Annotated in this window: 14 protein-coding genes; 10 read left to right on the forward strand and 4 right to left on the reverse strand. The window is 46.4% G+C overall.

The annotated features are described in order from the left end of the window. The first annotated feature begins 2 nt into the window (after positions 1-2). The 5 genes from Q1V85_RS21915 to Q1V85_RS21935 all read left to right on the forward strand — a co-directional run bounded on the left by Q1V85_RS21915 (position 3) and on the right by Q1V85_RS21935 (position 5653). Positions 3-1400: a RagB/SusD family nutrient uptake outer membrane protein gene (locus Q1V85_RS21915; RefSeq protein WP_300603257.1), complete on the forward strand. Its 1398-nt coding sequence runs from the start codon at positions 3-5 to the stop codon at positions 1398-1400. Positions 1401-1418: 18 nt separating this feature from the next. Then, positions 1419-2480 (forward strand): cyanophycinase, encoded by a 1062-nt coding sequence (locus Q1V85_RS21920; protein ID WP_300603259.1) that lies wholly within the window; start codon positions 1419-1421, stop codon positions 2478-2480. An 87-nt stretch (positions 2481-2567) separates the two neighbouring features. Next, the gene (locus Q1V85_RS21925; RefSeq protein WP_300603261.1) at positions 2568-3620 is read left to right on the forward strand and encodes an isoaspartyl peptidase/L-asparaginase family protein; all 1053 of its coding nucleotides are present in this window, start codon (positions 2568-2570) and stop codon (positions 3618-3620) included. Continuing rightward, on the forward strand, positions 3620-4465 hold the full coding sequence (locus tag Q1V85_RS21930) for a cyanophycinase (RefSeq protein WP_300603263.1): 846 nt from the start codon (positions 3620-3622) through the stop codon (positions 4463-4465). Before Q1V85_RS21925 ends, Q1V85_RS21930 begins: the two co-directional genes overlap by 1 nt. Positions 4466-4522: 57 nt before the next feature. Further along, positions 4523-5653, forward strand: a complete 1131-nt coding sequence (locus Q1V85_RS21935; RefSeq protein ID WP_300603265.1) for a PKD domain-containing protein — start codon at positions 4523-4525, stop codon at positions 5651-5653. Between the two features lie 723 nt (positions 5654-6376). On the opposite strand, the gene Q1V85_RS21940 is transcribed toward Q1V85_RS21935, so the two are convergent. Further along, complete coding sequence (locus Q1V85_RS21940) at positions 6377-7849, reverse strand: arginine decarboxylase (RefSeq protein WP_300603267.1); 1473 nt, start codon at positions 7847-7849, stop codon at positions 6377-6379. Between the two features lie 249 nt (positions 7850-8098). Between Q1V85_RS21940 and Q1V85_RS21945 the strand changes: the two genes are divergently transcribed. Beyond that, positions 8099-8947, forward strand: a complete 849-nt coding sequence (locus Q1V85_RS21945; protein WP_300603270.1) for a hypothetical protein — start codon at positions 8099-8101, stop codon at positions 8945-8947. 190 nt (positions 8948-9137) lie between these two features. Here Q1V85_RS21945 and rplT read toward each other — a convergent pair whose 3' ends face one another. Further along, positions 9138-9482: a 50S ribosomal protein L20 gene (rplT, locus tag Q1V85_RS21950; protein ID WP_231003264.1), complete on the reverse strand. Its 345-nt coding sequence runs from the start codon at positions 9480-9482 to the stop codon at positions 9138-9140. Between the two features lie 49 nt (positions 9483-9531). Beyond that, positions 9532-9729 (reverse strand): 50S ribosomal protein L35, encoded by a 198-nt coding sequence (rpmI, locus tag Q1V85_RS25255; protein WP_026309486.1) that lies wholly within the window; start codon positions 9727-9729, stop codon positions 9532-9534. 239 nt (positions 9730-9968) lie between these two features. Between rpmI and Q1V85_RS21960 the strand changes: the two genes are divergently transcribed. Together Q1V85_RS21960 and Q1V85_RS21965 are read left to right on the forward strand one after the other, a co-directional pair. Next, on the forward strand, positions 9969-12380 hold the full coding sequence (locus Q1V85_RS21960; RefSeq protein WP_300603278.1) for a hypothetical protein: 2412 nt from the start codon (positions 9969-9971) through the stop codon (positions 12378-12380). Between the two features lie 166 nt (positions 12381-12546). Further along, the gene (locus Q1V85_RS21965; protein WP_300603281.1) at positions 12547-13305 is read left to right on the forward strand and encodes a hypothetical protein; all 759 of its coding nucleotides are present in this window, start codon (positions 12547-12549) and stop codon (positions 13303-13305) included. Positions 13306-13587: 282 nt separating this feature from the next. Here Q1V85_RS21965 and Q1V85_RS21970 read toward each other — a convergent pair whose 3' ends face one another. Beyond that, complete coding sequence (locus Q1V85_RS21970) at positions 13588-15228, reverse strand: DUF6600 domain-containing protein (RefSeq protein WP_300603284.1); 1641 nt, start codon at positions 15226-15228, stop codon at positions 13588-13590. 1332 nt (positions 15229-16560) lie between these two features. Here Q1V85_RS21970 and Q1V85_RS21975 point away from each other — a divergent pair. Both Q1V85_RS21975 and Q1V85_RS21980 read left to right on the forward strand, forming a co-directional pair. Continuing rightward, positions 16561-17199 (forward strand): J domain-containing protein, encoded by a 639-nt coding sequence (locus tag Q1V85_RS21975; protein WP_300603286.1) that lies wholly within the window; start codon positions 16561-16563, stop codon positions 17197-17199. 33 nt (positions 17200-17232) lie between these two features. Beyond that, positions 17233-17934, forward strand: a complete 702-nt coding sequence (locus Q1V85_RS21980) for a rhomboid family intramembrane serine protease (protein WP_300603289.1) — start codon at positions 17233-17235, stop codon at positions 17932-17934. The last annotated feature ends 43 nt before the right edge of the window (positions 17935-17977 follow it).

The following is a 17977-nucleotide window of genomic DNA, read 5'->3' on the forward strand; positions in this document are numbered from 1 at the left end:
TTATGTATATAAAGAAAATAATTGTTTTTTTATCGCTGGCTGCACTTGTATTCCAATCTTGCTCCAAGCTGGATACACCGCCCTCCGATTATATTGATCCCACCAAAGCATTCCGTAATTTAGACGACCTGAATATGGGTGTGCTGGGCGCCTATGCCCCTTTGAGCTCCACGTTAATCGAAAATGTGGCCATTGTGTCGGACGAAGCCATGCTGCCTACCGAAAATACGGTATCCAATACATCAGCACACCGTTGGCTTTACAACTCCACTTCCGGTTCGGTTACATCGGCCTTTTACGAGTATTGTGTGGCAATCGACCGCGCCAACCGGGTGCTGGAAGCTGTTCCCAATATTCCTGCATATGGCGCACAAAGCCGTTTGGATCAGTACCAGGCCGAAATGCTGGCCCTGAGGGCTTATGCGTATTTAGAGTTATTAAGCGCTTATGCCTCCTCCTACGAGCCGGATGGGATGGGGCTGCCTTATGTAAAGAAACCTACACTTGAATACCTTGCAAGAGAGCGCGTAAAATCCAATTTCGACAATATGAATGCAGACCTGAAAGCGGCCAGGGAGCTCATGCCTTCCGGTTTCAGCGACAATAGCCGCATCACCAAAGCAGCCATATCGGCTATACAGGCAAGGGTGGCCCTGTATGAAAAAAAATGGACCGATGCCATTGCGTATGCATCAGAAGTAATTGCAAGTGAGCCCCTGGCCCCTAAAAATGATTTTGCAAAAGTGTGGAAAGACTCAAGTCAGGCAGAAGTTGTATGGAAACTTGCAAGAGTAAGAGGAGATTCCCGTATCGGGGGCATCTTCTTCCGTGAAACGGGAGAAATCGTTTTGTATGCTCCTTCTTTCAAGCTCATTGACCAATTTGGCACGCCCACGCAGCGGGCCGATGATGTCCGTTTCAGCAGCTATATCCAATACGCCCCCACCCGTCCGGCTGGTAAATCGCAATACCTGGTTAACAAATATGTAGGCGGCGATTCTGCTTACCGTGGCCTGACGGCGGTGAAGCTGTTCCGCACCGGCGAAATGTACCTGATCCGGGCAGAAGCAGCATTGGAGAACAATGACCTCGCCGCCGCCGCAAAAGATCTGAATGACCTGAGAAGAGGCCGGATCTACAACTATATCGACCAGACATTTACAGACAAGCAAAGTCTTATGAATGCGATATACAATGAACGGTTTAAGGAACTGGCTTTTGAAGGCCATCGCTTCTTTGATCTCAAACGCAGGAACTTACCGGTAGAGCGTACCACGCAGGATGCCATTAATACATCGGGAGCTGTAAAGCTTATGCCAACGGCAGCCCAGTACTGCTTCCCCATTCCGGCAGATGAAATGGCCGTTAACAAAAAGATGATCCAAAACCCCAATTATTAACCCCGATATTATTGAGTAATGAAATTATTTTACCCCATATGCTTGGCCGCGGTGTTGTTGATGAGCTGCAGCAAATCGGAAGATCCTAATAATCCGTTCAGACCCGGTGCTCCCAAACCTCCGCCGCCGGTTACCCGTTCGGCCTCTATCGGCATTGTAGGCGATGCCGCGGATGTGCAAACCACCACCAAAAGCGGGATCGTGATCATGGGTGGTGGCACTGATGTAGAAGCTGCCTTCCGATGGATGATTGAACGAAGCGGCGGTGGAGACGTAGTGATCATCCGGGCCACAGGAACAAACGCGTATAACGCCTATGTAAAAGGGCTGGGAAACGTAAACTCCGTGGAAACCCTGAAAATAGATTCGCGCAAACTGGCAGATGACGATGGTGTGGCTAAAATCATCCGCGATGCGGAAATGCTGTTTATTGCCGGGGGCGACCAATCGGATTATACCGGTTACTGGAAAGGCACAAAAGTGATGGCCGCCATTAATTATTTGCTGACAGAAAAAAAGGTACCCGTAGGCGGAACAAGCGCCGGAGCCGCGATCCTGGGCAACTACTATTTCAGTGCCGAAAGAGGCGGTATCGAATCTCCGGAAGCATTGCTGAATCCTTATGCGCAAAAAATAACCATCGGCAAAGACGATTTCCTGAAAACGCCGTTTCTTCAAAACGTGATCACCGATCAGCATTTCACCCAGCGCGACCGCCAGGGCCGGTCTGCCATTTTCCTGGGCAGGGTGATGCAGGACTGGGGCAAAACACCCTATGGTATTGCTGTAGATGAGAACACAGCCGTTTGCATCGATGAAACCGGAATGGCGCATGTAGTGGGCAGCAACAAGGCCTTTTTCCTAAAAACAGATGCGGCCAAAAAGCCGGAAACATTTGAAGCCAATAAAGCCGCTACCTGGAACAGCGATGGCAAGGCCATACAGGTATCGGCCATAGCTGCAATAGCCGGTAACAATAAATTCAATATGAATACATTTGAGCCGGATAATACCTCGGGACTGGAAAAATTCTGGTGGTCGGTCGTTTCCGGAAACTGGGCTCAGGGTGCCCGTCCATAACCTTATTTGAAATGCCTATGTTTTAAAAACAACGCATGATGATAACGCGACTCATCTGACCTGATTAAAAAAAACTAAAAAGATACAATGAAAAATATATTTAAAACAATCTGTGTAATTGCTGGATGCAGTGTTGCCATGCTTTCCTGTAAAGAGCAACCCGGCACCACCGAAACCACCAGATACGTCATGGTTATCCACGGAGGTGCCGGAACCATTGAGAAGCAATTTATGACCCCTGAAAAAGAAAAGGCTTATACGGATGCATTAACCGAGGCACTTCAAAACGGTTATAACCTGATCAAAGAAGGAAAGCCTTCAATGGATGCTGTGCAGGCAGCCATTAATGTAATGGAAAATGCTCCTTTATTTAATGCGGGCAAAGGTGCCGTATTTACCCATGATGGCAAGAATGAGCTGGATGCATCTATCATGGACGGGCAAACATTAAAGGCCGGTGCAGTGGCCGGCGTTACCAATATCAAAAATCCCATTAACGCTGCAAGGGCCGTAATGGAACGGTCTGAACATGTAATGATGGTAGGCCGCGGTGCGGAACAATTTGCCGCAGCAAACGGTTGCGATACGGTTCCGCCCTCCTATTTCTTTACACAGGAGCGCTGGGATCAGTTGCAACGAACCATAAAAGAAGAAGAAAAAGGCAGGGCGGCCTTTAATGACGTGGATCCGCGGAAGAGCCGGATCTATGGCATCTCTGAAAAGGACAAAAAATTTGGCACGGTAGGCGCTGTGGCTTTGGATAAAAACGGCAACCTGGCTGCGGGTACTTCTACCGGCGGTATGACCAATAAAAAATATGGCCGGGTGGGCGACTCCCCCATCATCGGCGCGGGCACTTATTGTAACAACGCCACTGCAGGTATTTCCTGCACCGGCTGGGGCGAATACTATATCCGCGAGGTAGCCGCCAACCGCATGTCTTCATTGATTGAATTAAAAAAACTTTCGGTACAGGAAGCCGCAAAACAGGTCATTACCGAGATCGGGAAAATGGGCGGCGACGGCGGTATCATCGGTTTAGATAAGTCTGGCCAAGTGGCTATGGCATTTAATACCTCAGGGATGTATCGCGGTACGGTGGATGAAAATGGCAACATATCAATTCATATTTATAAGTAATGAAACAATATTTCAATAAAAAAAGCATTTTATTAGCTGCCTTTGTTTTTACAACACTGGCTGCATATAGTCAAAACAAAGGCAGCCTGTTTATTATCGGTGGCGGCGACCGTTCGCCCCAATTAATGCAGGAGCTGGTAAAGACTGCAGGATTCCGGGCCAATGATTACATCGTTATCCTGCCCATGGCAACCGGCATTCCGGAAGAATCCGCTGCATTCATCAGCGGGCAGCTGGCGGAGATCTGTAAAAATCCCATCACCAGTTTTAATTTCTCCGGGGAGCAGGCCAATAGCCATCAAAGCTGGATCGATTCCGTACGCAATGCAAGGCTGATCTATATCGTTGGCGGGGATCAGAATAAATTTATGGATGTGGTTAAAGGTTCCAGGTTGTTTACGGCCATGCACCAGGCTTTTGCAAACGGTGCCACCATCTCCGGTACCAGTGCGGGAGCAGCGGTAATGTCGGAGATCATGATCACCGGCGAAGAACGCGATAAAAGCGATAAGGACAGCTTCCGGGAAATTAAAAGGAACAATGCTGTTACCACACAGGGAATGGGCTTTATCACCAGCGCCATTGTTGATCAGCACTTTATTAAGCGCAGCCGGTATAACCGTCTTTTGAGTGTGTTAAGTGATCACCCGGATAAAACAGTAATCGGTATCGATGAAAGCACGGCCATTATTGTAAAAGGCAAAAAAGTGCGGGTCGTGGGTGAAAGCCAGGTGCTCGTTATTGCTAATCCCCGCAAGTTGAACGTATTTAACAACGACAAGGCCACTTTTAAAAATGCATCCCTGTCCCTCTTTTCAGCGGGAGAAGGTTTTGAATTAAAATAATGAACAAACGGCTTCCGGAGCAACCGGGAGCCAGGAACACAAGACTTAAAACGCTAAATGATGATCGTATTAAAAAAACTGCTTCCCGCTTTTCTAATCGCTTTAATAGCTATGGCGGGTTGTAAAAAATCGAAATACAATTTTGACGATTTACATCCTACGGTAAAGAGTTTCTTTACCATCAGTAATACAGAGTTGAATATTAACGAACCCATTCAATTTAAAAATGCATCGTTGAATGCCGGATCGTATAGCTGGGATTTTGGTGATGGCACAACAACTACCGAAAAAGACCCAACAAAAACTTACCCTACTCCGGGCAACTATACGGTAAAACTAAAAGCCGTTGGTGCCGGTGGTACCGGTAGTTATGCTATGGATCTTGTTGTTAAAGATCCCAACGCTGTCATCGACACCGATAAAGAGCTTTATTTTATAGAGTACGGCACCAAGCTTGTACGAAAGATATCGCTTGTACCAGGCTCAGCAGCCGAAACGGTAGTAAATATGACCGGCAAAGAAGCCCATGGAATGGCTTACGATTCGGTGAATAAAAAAATCTATTACTGCGATTTTCAAAACGCCAATGCCGGAAAGATCTGGCGTATGGATGTAGACGGCAACAACCAGGAAGAACTGCTCTCCGGATTGGCCGCCCCCTATGGTATTGCCCTGAATATGGCGGATGGCAAAATGTATATAGCCGATGGTCCAAACGTATCAAGAGCCAATTTAGATGGCAGCGGTTATGAAAAAACGTTTATCAATATATCCGGCGGTGCGCTGAGAGCCATCGGGTTCAACAGCAAAACAAACATCCTTTACTTTTATGAAGTGAATAATGAGAACCTGTACGCAGCAAAATCTGACGGAACCGGGATCGGCAAGATCATTGAGGGGGCTTATGGCTATGGTATTTTTGTAGACGAAGTAAATCAAAAAATCTATTACGACGACCGGAGAAAAACAGGCATTATGCAGGCAAACGCAGATGGTTCCGGCATTGTAAAAATCGTCAACGTAGCGGGCAACCGGGGTGGTTCGGGTATTACGATTGATTACAAAGACCATAAATTGTATTGGGCCGAAACCAATAATGGTTTTATAAAACGGGCTAACCTGGACGGAACCGGTACCGAAACCTTCCTGTCTAACGTAAATAATCCCAGAGGTATGTTTATTAAGTAAAGAAGGAAACATACTATACATAAGGAAATGGCCGCCACAAAATCGGGTGGCCATTTCTGTTGAGATTATAAATTATTTAAATGCTTTTTATTGATTTTTTATATTATTTGATATACAGAGCGTATGCGGGCTATAAAACCGAGAAAAGTCCGGACTCGACGTCTTCCGGGATTCTAGGTGGACTTTTTACCTTTAATATAACCGCCGTATATATGCTTATCATAATTATTAGTAGTGAAAAAATAGTTCTTAATACACTATTGATCATCGGCGTATTTGTCATTCTTCAGATATGGACTTATATCAGGTATATATATAAGGACAATCGTTCCATTGAAATTTTGGAAAAAGAGTGGCTCAATAAATCAGATGCTTATAGAAACAGCGTTACGATTCTTGCCTGGATTTATGTGATCATTAGTATAGCCGGGCTTTTGGCATTGGCCATTTATTTAGGAAAAAAGAACAGCGTATAGTAGCTCCCCTTTCAGCATACTGGGCTCCGGTTTCCTCTTCTGGTCAGTGGAAATACTACCCGTTGCTACGTCGTGGTTTGTTGTCCGCAAACCATTTGGAGGCATTTCAATAAAATTGATACCGGTTTATTATTATATAGCGCCGCTTTCATTTTTCTACCAAGATGTGGCCGCAGGAAAAAAGAAGGCCGGCTGATACCAGCCGGCCTTTCAAAATCGTATTCTTATAAAAAATCTAAAAACTGTTCTATCGCAGGTACCCCAGTATCTTCAGCATACTCTGAGAGGTTTGCTCTTTGGCATATACCCACTCAATCAGTTTACCATTCTTGTCATACTCGAGGATGATGTGTTTAGGCGAAGGAATCAGGCAGTGTTTAATCCCCCCGTAACCGCTGATCTGATCCTGGTAGGCACCGGTATGAAAGAAGCCCACATACAACGGCTCCGCATCGCTTTCTGCATTCTTTGGCGTGGCCTCAATTGCAGGAACACCCAGTCCGCCCACCCGGTTATCATTATTGATTTTAGGCAGGAATACTTCATTGATATGTTCCTCCGAATCGTAATAATCATGCCCGTCGCAGGTAATGCCGCCCAGCACCACCCGCTGGTACTCATTGTTCCACTTATTAATGGGCAGCATCAGGAACTTTTCACCAATGCCCCAGGTATCAGGCAATGTCGTAATGAAAGAAGAATCGATCATATACCAGGTTTCGCGGTCGTTCTGTACTTTTTCCCCGATCACACTGTAAATATGCGCCATGCTCTCCCCTACGGTAAAGCTTCCAAACTCCGTATAGATATTGGGCACCGGTACCTTAGCCTTTTTACAGGCCGATTTGATATTGCTGATGATCTCATTGATCATGAACTGGTAATCGTATTCAAAAGCCAGGCTGTGTTTAATGGGGAAGCCCCCACCGATATTGATGGAATCCAGCTCCGGACAGATCTTTTTAAGCTGGCAGTAGAGGTTGATGCTTTTACGCAGCTCACTCCAGTAATAAATATCATCCTTGATACCCTTGTTCAGGAAAATATGCAGCATTTTAAGCTGGAACTTTTCTTCGTTCCCCTCAATTTCATCTACATAAAATTCCAGCACGTCTTTTGCCCGTATTCCCAAACGAGAGGTATAGAACGGAAAGGTAGGCTCTTCCTCCGCTGCAATGCGGATGCCCAGCTTAAACGGCTCCTTGCTCTTCACACTCCGCTTATACATCTGCAGCTCTTCCTTGTTATCCAGCACCGGGATCACATTTTTAAACCCGCTGTTGATCAGCTTTGCAATGCGTGATGTGTATGCTTTTTGCTTAAAGCCATTGCAGACAATGTTGATGTCTTTGGTAATCTTTCTTCTTTTGTACAATTGATTGATGATATCGATATCATAAGCAAAAGAAGTTTCCAGGTGAATATTGTGCTTCAGCGCCTCTTCCACTACAAATGAAAAATGCGAGCTCTTGGTACAGTAACAATAAAAATATTGTCCTTCATACTTATGCCGCTTCATGGCCGTGGCAAAATATTGTTTTGCCTTGTTGATATTGATACCGATCTTGGGAAGGTAGCTGACCTTGAGGGGCGTGCCGTGCTTCTTGATCAGGGCTTTCAGGTCGATGCCGTTAAATTTCAAATAGCCATCTTCTACTTCAATGCCTTCCTGTGGGAAGTTAAAGGTCTGGTCTACTAAGCCTAAGTATGAATTATTCATTACCCTACAAATCCGGTGAATGCCGGCAGCTTTTAAGTTTTTTTAAATTGCCCGCTAAATTAGGCATTTCCTCAAAATACTTTGATAAAATTCGGATTTAAGTTAAAGTCTCTCCCAGCAGGAATTGACGCCCATATTGCGTGCTGATTATTTCCCATTGCTATTGACCGACGATACGCAGGCGGCCAGTTACTTCCGCCTTGCCAACGAAGTCAAATTTCCCTTAGCTTTGCAGTAAATCCAAACCTTATGAGCCGGTTGAAACTATTGCTTTCCTTATCACTCCTTTTTATTATACCTACCGCATTCAGCCAGGTACACTGGTTCATCCGGCCCGAAGGAAATTTTTCAGTTATCAGGAAAACCAATAATACGACATCCTATCCTACAACTATAGACAATGTAGCAGTAAGGGCCACTGTTTCGGGGCAATCTGATTTTGACCGCCAGTTGAGCGCAGGACTTTCTGGGGGCATAAAAATTCCGACCACCGTTAAGCGACTTTCACTGGAAACATCCGCAGGTCTTGTAATGACCAGCTACCGGGCCCATACAACCCTTAAATTCGAATCAACCGGTGATATTTCCCGTCTGAATATGCCCGGCTTCAGAAGCCTCCTGTTAATGTTTGACGGCTATGCCGGGGGATTTGCCGGAGACCCGGTTGACGGGAACTTCTCATATACCGTTTCACCGGAAACCACTGAAAGAAATTTTAAACCAGGACAGGTTCATCATCTTTACGCCCAACTCAACCTGGGAGCACACTATCAACTGCTAAAACGAACAGCAATCGGGTTGAGCGCTGCGCCCTATCTATTGGTAAAAAGTACCACACACACTTATACGGAATCCGCACAGCCAGCCACGACCCCTCCTTTGTTTACAGAAACCAAAAGCAGTTCTAAAGACGACTACCGCCCGGCAGGTTTGGCCGGACGTGCGGCAATAGAGCAAACATTAAGCACCCAGTTTGCAATACAGGCATCTTTTACCCATCACTTTTCAAAGATCTATAAGGAACGCACCAATGATATACCGGGCAGAAAGCCCCGGATGCAATATGTTGCGTTAGGGCTGAGCTACTATTTTAAATAAGCACACTCATTCAGCACCGCCTTTACCCCAAAAACCGGCTGCAAAAGGAATTGCAGGCAGCTCCTGTGCTTTTAATTTAAGGTTAAAAAAGGTTGTATCCCTTCGTAACATTCAATACGGAGATAAACACCCAACAAAAAAGGCCGCCTCTTATCGGAGACAGCCCTTTATACTATTTTTTAAAAGCCGCTTATTTAACAGAAGCAACCAGCGCCTTGAACGACTCAGGATTGTTCATCGCAAGATCCGCCAGAACTTTCCGGTCCAGATCAATTTGCTTTTCTTTCAGTTTGTTGATAAAAACAGAGTAAGTTAATCCTTCTTCACGAACAGCAGCGTTGATACGCGCGATCCATAAAGAACGGTAATCTCTTTTCTTTAATTTGCGACCCACATACATGTAGGTCATCCCTTTTTCTACAACGTTTTTGGCAACGGTAAATACATTTTTACGTTTGCCATAAAAGCCTTTGGCTTGTTTTAATATCTTTTTCCGGCGGGCTTTAGAAGCTGCTGAGTTTACTGAACGTGGCATATCTGAATAATTTTAATTGTAAATAATAAAATAAAAATCAAGCAATCGCTTACTTTAAACGTAATAAGCGCTGTACAAAATTCATGTTGGATTTTGCAACAACACCGTCAATACGCATACCGCGTTTACGCTTGGTTGATTTTTTAGTCAGAATGTGACGTTTGAAACTTTTTTGGTGAGTGATCTTACCAGTAGCGGTTACTTTAAAACGCTTTTTTGCACTGGAATTCGTCTTTACTTTAGGCATGATACCTTTATTTTGTTGTGACACCTTTGAGGTGTTGACGCCCGGGCGCCCCCCTTTTTGAACCTCTTCAGTAATGCTTCCGTTTTTTAAACGGGATGCAAAGGTAAGTAAATAATTGAAAAACTGCCTGTTTCTATGTGAAAATACGTGCTTCTTTCGGATCTTCATTAAAATTATCATAAAATTGGGGGTATGAAGTGCCGCCAAATCCGGTACAAATGTTAATTTTCGCTTTTACTATGATGATAAGATTAAAGCTTTCAGCCTTTTATAAAAAAATTTCGTTATTGGCGCTGGCCGTTCCGGGCCTGTTTATTTCCCTGCAGGCACAGGACATGATGAGCAAAATTGAACGGTTTGCCAGCGCTTTCACCCCCGAACGGACCTATATTCATTATGATAAGAGCAGTTATTCGCCAGGGGAAACGATCTGGTTTAAAGCATACCTGATGACCGAAGTGGTACCCGCAGAAGCCAGTAAAACCTTTTATATCGACTGGATCGATGATAAGGGCAAGATCCTGCAGCACACAACCGGACCGCTTGTAAATGGCATGACCAACGGTCAGTTTGATTTACCTTCCGGCTACACCGGCAAATCCATCACCGTAAAAGCGTATACCAGCTGGATGCTGAATTTTGATTCAGCCTTCCTCTATACCAAAAAGATCCCGGTGGTAACGGATGCTCCGCCCGCAGGCAAGGCGGGTGCGGATCTGAAACCCACCCTTAGTTTTTTCCCGGAAGGCGGAGATGCCATCGCCGGGCTTTCAAACAAAATTGCGTTTAAAGCGGTCAATGCCTTTGGCGATCCTATAAAATTTTCCGGTGTTGTTGTAGATGGAACCGGAAAATTTGTAGACAGCCTCCGGAATACCCACGATGGAATGGGTTATATCCTGCTCACCCCCAAACCCAATACCACCTATACGGCTAAATGGAAAGATGAAAAGAAAACAGAGTATACAACCCCACTCCCTGCCATCCGTCCTGAAGGGATCCTTTTAAAAGTGGCCCTGGCCCAGGGTAAGCGTAATTTTGAAATACAGGCTTCACCAGGTGCAGCCGCAGAAACAGATAGTGTGCACATTATTGGTACCATGTACCAGCATGTGGTGTTCAGCATCAGCCGGGCCATTAAAGGCACGCCTGTAAATGGCAGCATTCCGCTGGAAAGCCTGCCCTATGGCATTTTAACGATCACCGTTTTTGACAAAAGCTGGAAGCCCCTTGCAGAGCGCATCACCTACGTAGATAACAACCGTGCCTATTCCTGGCCGGCCACTATGGAAGTAGAGCATTGGGGCCTCAGCCATCGCGGACGGAATGAGCTGGTCATTTCGCTGCCCGAAGCTGCTCCTGCCTCTCTTTCCGTTGCAGTTACAGATCTGGCTATCGGCGCAGACAGTAGCGAAAATATCCTTTCCGGACTGATGCTTACCGGTGAACTGAAAGGAAAGGTTAACAATCCCGCCTATTATTTCAGGGACAGTTCACTGGCAACACAGCAAAAGCTGGACCTGGTAATGCTTACGAACGGCTGGCGCCGCTTTAACTGGAGCCAGCTGGTATCCGGCGCGCTACCGGCGATCCGGTACCCGCGGGACTCTACCTATATTTCTGTTTCGGGAAAGCTGGCCGGTATTATGCCCTCTTCAATTTCCCCCGCCTCCTCCATTATTGTAATGATGAAGCAAAAAGATACAGACGGTAAGATGCTGATGATGCCGATTACAAAGGACGGACGTTTTAATGATCCCGCTGCCATCTTTTTTGACACGGCAAGGGTTGCTTATAAAATACAGGATAAAACGCTCGACGGATCGATGGTGCAGTTCATGCCTGATAAACTACGTGTTCCCGACCCGGGTAATGCCTGGATGATCCCGTTTAAAGCAGATACGGCCGGCAGCGCCTATCACCTCAAAATGGCCTCCGCAGCAAACGCCATTGCAGAGAAAAATAAATATAAGGAGCTCGAAGCCGTTACTGTTGCTGCCAAAACCAAATCGCCGGTGCAGATCATGGATGACAAATACGCTTCCGGGTTATTTAAAGGCGATATGAACTCCATTCAAATGGACGTACTGAACGATCCCTTTGCCAAAAGTGCCCTGGATATATTCACCTATCTCCAGGGAAAGGTAGCCGGACTTCAGATCAGCGGCAGCGGTTCCAATGCATCGTTAAGCTGGAGAGGCGGCGCGCCCCAGATCTATATTGACGAAATGCCGGCAGATGTGAGCTTTGCCTCCTCTATCAATGTGAGCGATATTGCCTACATCAAGGCTTTCCGTCCGCCATTTATGGGTGGTACAAATGGAGCCAACGGCGCTATCGCCATTTATACACGAAGAGGCGATGATGTAAAACCAGAGCCGGGTAAGGGGCTGTCGGCAAGCCGTATTGAAGGCTATACCGTCATCAGGGAATTTTATACCCCAAAATATTACAGTCAGTTTGTGTCTCCGGATGCAGACAAGGATGTGCGCACAACCATCTACTGGAACCCCAATGTAGTGGTTGATCCCAAAAAGAAGCAGGTCCTGATCTCATTTTACAATAACGATGTGAGCGATGCGTTCCGGGTAGTGATCCAGGGTATGACACTGGACGGCAAACTGATTCACCACGAAGAGAATATGGAATAATACACGCTTTTTCTGAAGGCAGAAAGCATCCGTTAATGCGTATATATCCTTTCCGGAAAGAAAGGGTATATTTGTATGAACCCGTTTATACATAACGGGCAACAGGCAGTTTTTAAACAGCCGGTATATGCCGGCCAAAAACGACCTGTTTAAAAAGTTGAAGACTATGAACTCCAGACTACTGTATGCCTTTCTTTTCTTTGCGCTGTTACCAGGGTACACAGTTGCGCAGCAGGAAACCATACCGCATCCGCGGTTAAATATTATTAAAACAAATCTTACTTCCATCCCCCTTAAGAACTATGCCTTACAATATGAGCGCATTCTTGGAAAACGTCTTTCCATAGCAGTTTCCGGCAGGGTAATGCCTTCCGGCAGGCTTCCGTTAAAACAGCTGCTGTTATCCAATATTGGTGAGAACCAGGTCACAAAGGACCTGATCGAAAAAATACATGTAGCCAATTGGGCCATTACCCCGGAACTGCGGTTTTATCCCGGGAAAAAAGGCTATGGGCAGGGATTATATTTAGCGGTATTTTACCGCCATGCTCAATTCTCATCCAGTGATCTTATGATCCGTTATGCAGATTATGGCGGCACGGATGGCACGGTTCTGTTATCCGGGAAGCTGACCGGCGATACAGGCGGACTGCTGCTGGGTTTACAAAAGACACTGGGTAAAACCCTTTGCCTCGATCTTTGGTTGCTGGGCCCTCATGTGGGTGCAGGCCGGGGCAATTTTACGGGAACACCCGACCGGCCGCTGACGGAAAGCGAACAGGATGAACTGCGCCGGGCACTGGAAGACATTCAAATAGCGCATGTTCGTTCATCAGCAACGGTAGATGCCCGTTTTGCCCGTTTAAAGCTTAACGGACTTTGGGGTGGTGTTCGTGCAGGAATATCCCTGGGGGTACGGTTCTAGAAAGGTTGTATTAAAAATCGACTGATTGCACATGATCGTTCTGAGTAACTATTTAAGCTGCAAAATCAGCCGGGCGTTCGGATGAAATGATGACAATCACTCCGGCCGTCATTCTGTCCGCCGCGGTTGACGGCATAACTAAAAATTTAATTGATTTCTCATGCATAGGGTGATCTGTCATTGGCAATTTTGGCCGCATTACTTATAAAAACAAAAAAATCAGCCCCGGAAACGGGGCCGATTCATACACTTTAAATTATGAAAAACTAAACCTTACCCATCTTAAAATCTTCTTCCGTTTTCTGAACGGCCTCTGCCACCACCATCGCCTCCACGGGAACCGCCATCTCTGGAATAGCCACCGGCATCACTTCTCTGTGGCGCGCTTCTTTGAACCTGAACCTCCCGGCTGCGGGCTGCTTCCTGCCGCTGAGCACTTTCCTGGCTGCGGCGCGCTTCCATCTGCTGATTCCGTTGTTGCTGCATACGCTGGGCATTATCCTGGTTGCGGCGCGCTTCCATTTGCTGATCACGTTGCTGGCGCATTTGCTCCATCCGCTGAGCGTTGTCCTGGTTGCGACGTGCTTCCATCTGCTGGTCACGCTGCTGACGCATTTGCTCCATCCGCTGAGCGTTGTCCTGGTTGCGACGCGCGTCCATCTGTTGATCACGCTGCTGGCGCATTTGCTCCATCCGCTGAGCGTTGTCCTGGTTGCGACGTGCTTCCATTTGTTGATCACGCTGCTGGCGCATCTGTTCCATCCGCTGAGCGTTATCCTGGCTGCTACGTGCGTCCATCTGCTGATCGCGTTGCTGACGCATCTGCTGTCCCCTTTGCTGACCTGTGGCATCATTGCCCCGGGCATTTTCAATACCTCCCCGGCGCTGCCGGATGGCATCATTTTGTCCTCCAACCGGGTTATTATCCGTACCCCGGTTATCCTGTACACGTCCGTCCATTTGGCCATTGCCACGGGTTCTGCCGATATTGTTCCGGTCATCTCTCCGATCCATACCGGTATTGTTATTTCCATAACGGCCTCCGTTTACATCCCCTCTTCTTCCGGCTTCTACATTACCCCGGTTGCTGTTGCCGCGGTCACCTCTTGTAGCGTTCCGGTCATATTCCTGCACATTTCTGGGGGCATACCGGGAATTGTCATTACCCCGCTGCACGGAAGGACGGTAAACAGAAACCTCGTTCCGGCCAACTGATGCCCTTCCGGGACGGTTTGCATCCCGTACGCGCACCGGTTGAATACGGCCGGCGTACCGTTCTACATCCGCACGGCGCGGTCCGTTGGTGTAGTAGCCACCACCACCTCTGCGGGAGTTCCGGCCGCCATAGTTATTAATGATCGTAGTATTATTGATTATAGTAACATTATTCCGGTATGGATAGTAGTACCTGTTGATATAACGGGAGCCCATATACCTGCAAGGGGCAAACGTCCAGTAATCATACGGAGGGTTGTAGTTCCCAAATCCAATGCTGATGCTGATACCGGGACGCAACGGAGCCCATCCGTAATAATCGCCGCCACCTCTCCAGGCTACCCATCCGGGTGACCATTCATAGCCCGGCACCCAGAGCCATCCGTAAAGAGGATCATAAAACCAGCGCCCGTAGTGGAATGGCGCCCAGCCCCAGTCGTAGTCCGATGCCCACATCCAGTCGTCATTATCTGAATAGATCCAGCTTCCGTTTGTTGAGTAGGGACGAAAATCCGAACCCACTCTCGGACGCCAGGTATACCCGTAGTCTGGATAATCGATCCATTCCCCGTAAGGGCTCAGTTCGTCATAGAAGGTCTGGAAATTGATGCTCACCCCAACTCTTGGCTGGGCGGCAGCCTTCTGAGAAACAGACAAAGCCAGCACCAGGAATAAACCAACGCTCCATGTGGTAATAAGTCGTTTCATGTTTAAAAATTATTTTATTTTGAGTTAAAATTGTTACCCGAGGCCGCTGGCATTTTAGTGCATTTGCGCGCTCTTATTTTATAGACGGTAATTTATTGCTGAAGTTGTCAAACACCCAAACAACAAACAATACTTAAGAAAAATTTAAGCAAAAATCCTTAACATTTCTGAAAAGGAGGAAATAATTTCAATTAAAGGCCAGCACTAGCTTTCAGTTTTCAGTTTTCAGCTTTCAGATGATTCCGTTCGTGATATGCAGATCCGTTATTCAATGCTATCCCTCAATAGAGGTGTGATCACAGGAACGCCACAGCTGAAGGCTAAAGGCTAAAAGCTGAATGCTTATCACACTAGCTATCAGTCATCAGCAATCAGTTTTCAGTTTTCAGATGATCCCGTCCGGGATAAACAGATCTTTTAATTCAATGTGGTTCCTCAAAAAGTTTATCATCCCTGAACAGGGACGCCACAGCTGAAGGCTGAAAGCTAAGAGCTGAACGCTCATCACACTAGCTATCAGTCATCAGCAATCAGTTTTCAGTTTTCAGATGATCCGGGCGAGATAAGCAGATCGTTTATTCAATGCGAATCCTCAAAAGGTTTATCATCCCTGAACAGGAACGACACAGCTGAAGGCTAAAAGCTGAACGCTTATCACACTAGCTATCAGTCATCAGCAATCAGTTTTCAGTTTTCAGATGATCCTGGCGGGATAAACAGATCGTTTATTCAATGCGATTCCTCAAAAGGTTTATCATCCCTGAACAGGAACAGACACATTGAAGGCTAAAGGCTAAAAGCTGAATGCTTATCACACTAGCTATCAGTCATCAGCAATCAGTTTTCAGTTTTCAGATGATCCCGGGCGGAATAAACAGATCTTTTATTCAATGCGGATCCTCAAAAGGTTTGTCATCCCTGAACAGGGACGCCACAGCTGAAGGCTAAAAGCTGAATGCTTATCACACTAGCTATCAGTCATCAGCCATCAGTTTTCAGATGATCCGGGCGGGATAAACAGATCGTTTATTCAATGCGGTTCCTCAAAAGGTTTGTCATCCCTGAACAGGAACGACACAGCTGAAGGCGGAACGCTTATCACACTAGCTATCAGTCATCAGCAATCAGTTTTCAGTTTTCAGATGATCCGGGCGGGATAAACAGATCTTTTATTCAATGCAGATCCTCAAAAGGTTTATCATTTCCCGAACAGGAGAAGCCACAACTGATAACTGAACACTGATAACTGAGCACTGAAAACTGATAACTAAACGCTAAAGGCTGACCACTGAAAACTTCCAAGGTCTTAACTTTGCATTTAAACCGTTTTTATTGAAGGATTATTATCAGATACTGGGCCTTACACCTTCCGCTTCCATTGGTGAGATAAAAATGGCGTACCGCAAACTGGCGCACCTTTATCATCCTGATAAAAATCCATCGGATACCTATGCCGAAGCCCGGTTTAGCCTGATAAAGGAAGCTTATGACACACTTACCCGGTCTGATCTGAAAGAACAATACCTGCAGGAACGCTGGCTTAGCCAAACCATGGGCAACCGCATGGAGCCGGTCGTTAACACCCCTCCGCAGGTACTGCAGGCGCTGCTAAACGCCCATCAGCAATTGATTCATTATGATGAATACCGGGTCGACAAAAAAGGATTGTATCATACCCTGGAGTCACTCATTGCCGATTCCCGGATCGATATCCTGAATCATTTTAATGAGGAGCCGGTCAATAAGGAAGTGATCCGGTGGATGGCCGATAGCCTTTCTTTATTATACCCGGAAGACCAGCTGCGGATACTGAACCAGTTAAAGCGGATCCATGCACCTGCAAACAGCCGGAACCTCATTGAAAAGAAAGAACAAACTACCCGGCAGATGATCCGTTTGAACCGGTATAAGCCCTTTTTGATTTTAGGTTTAATTATCCTACTTTGCATGATCATCGCATATTCTTTATAACAAGCCATTGGTTAACTTTAAACTTTATCCGCTATGATGCCGATCGGAGATGATAATACCGGGCGCACCCTTACCCCCTATGTGAATTACCTGCTCATTGCGCTTAATATTTTTGTTTTTGTTTACTACCAGCGGTTTGGTACCAATATTGATTTTTTGCTGAGTTACGCCGCAGTACCGGGAGAGCTGCTTACCGGAACGGATATTGTAGGAACCAATGGACTGGGGCCCAGCCCTTCCCCTGTTTACATTACCGTTTTTACTTCCATGTTTATGCATGGGAGCATCGGCCATATTTTTGGCAATATGTTGTACCTGTCAATTTTTGGCGACAATATTGAAAATGCCATGGGGCATTTCCGGTACCTGGTCTTTTACCTTTTATGTGGTGTGCTGGCTTCATTGGCCCATGTACTGATGTCGGCGGTATTAGGAGATGGCTTATTGGTTCCCAGCCTGGGCGCCTCCGGTGCCATTTCCGGCATACTGGGAGCCTACCTTATTCTATTTCCCCGCAACCGGATACGCATCTGGGCCCTGCTCTTTACATTCCGGGTACCCGCGATCATCACTCTTGGTTTATGGATCGCCATGCAGATCGTTAGTCAGGTAAATACGATCGGCGGCCGGGAGCAGTCGGGCGTTGCCTATTCTGCGCATATTGGTGGCTTTTTAGCGGGGATGTTACTGGTTGGCTTGTTTGTGAAGAAGCAGCCGGTTTCAAGAGGATTTTAGATAGCTATCAGTTATCAGTTATCAGTTATCAGAATGATCCGTT

The sequence above is a fragment of the Niabella sp. genome (assembly GCF_030150205.1).
Lineage (GTDB): Bacteria > Bacteroidota > Bacteroidia > Chitinophagales > Chitinophagaceae > Niabella.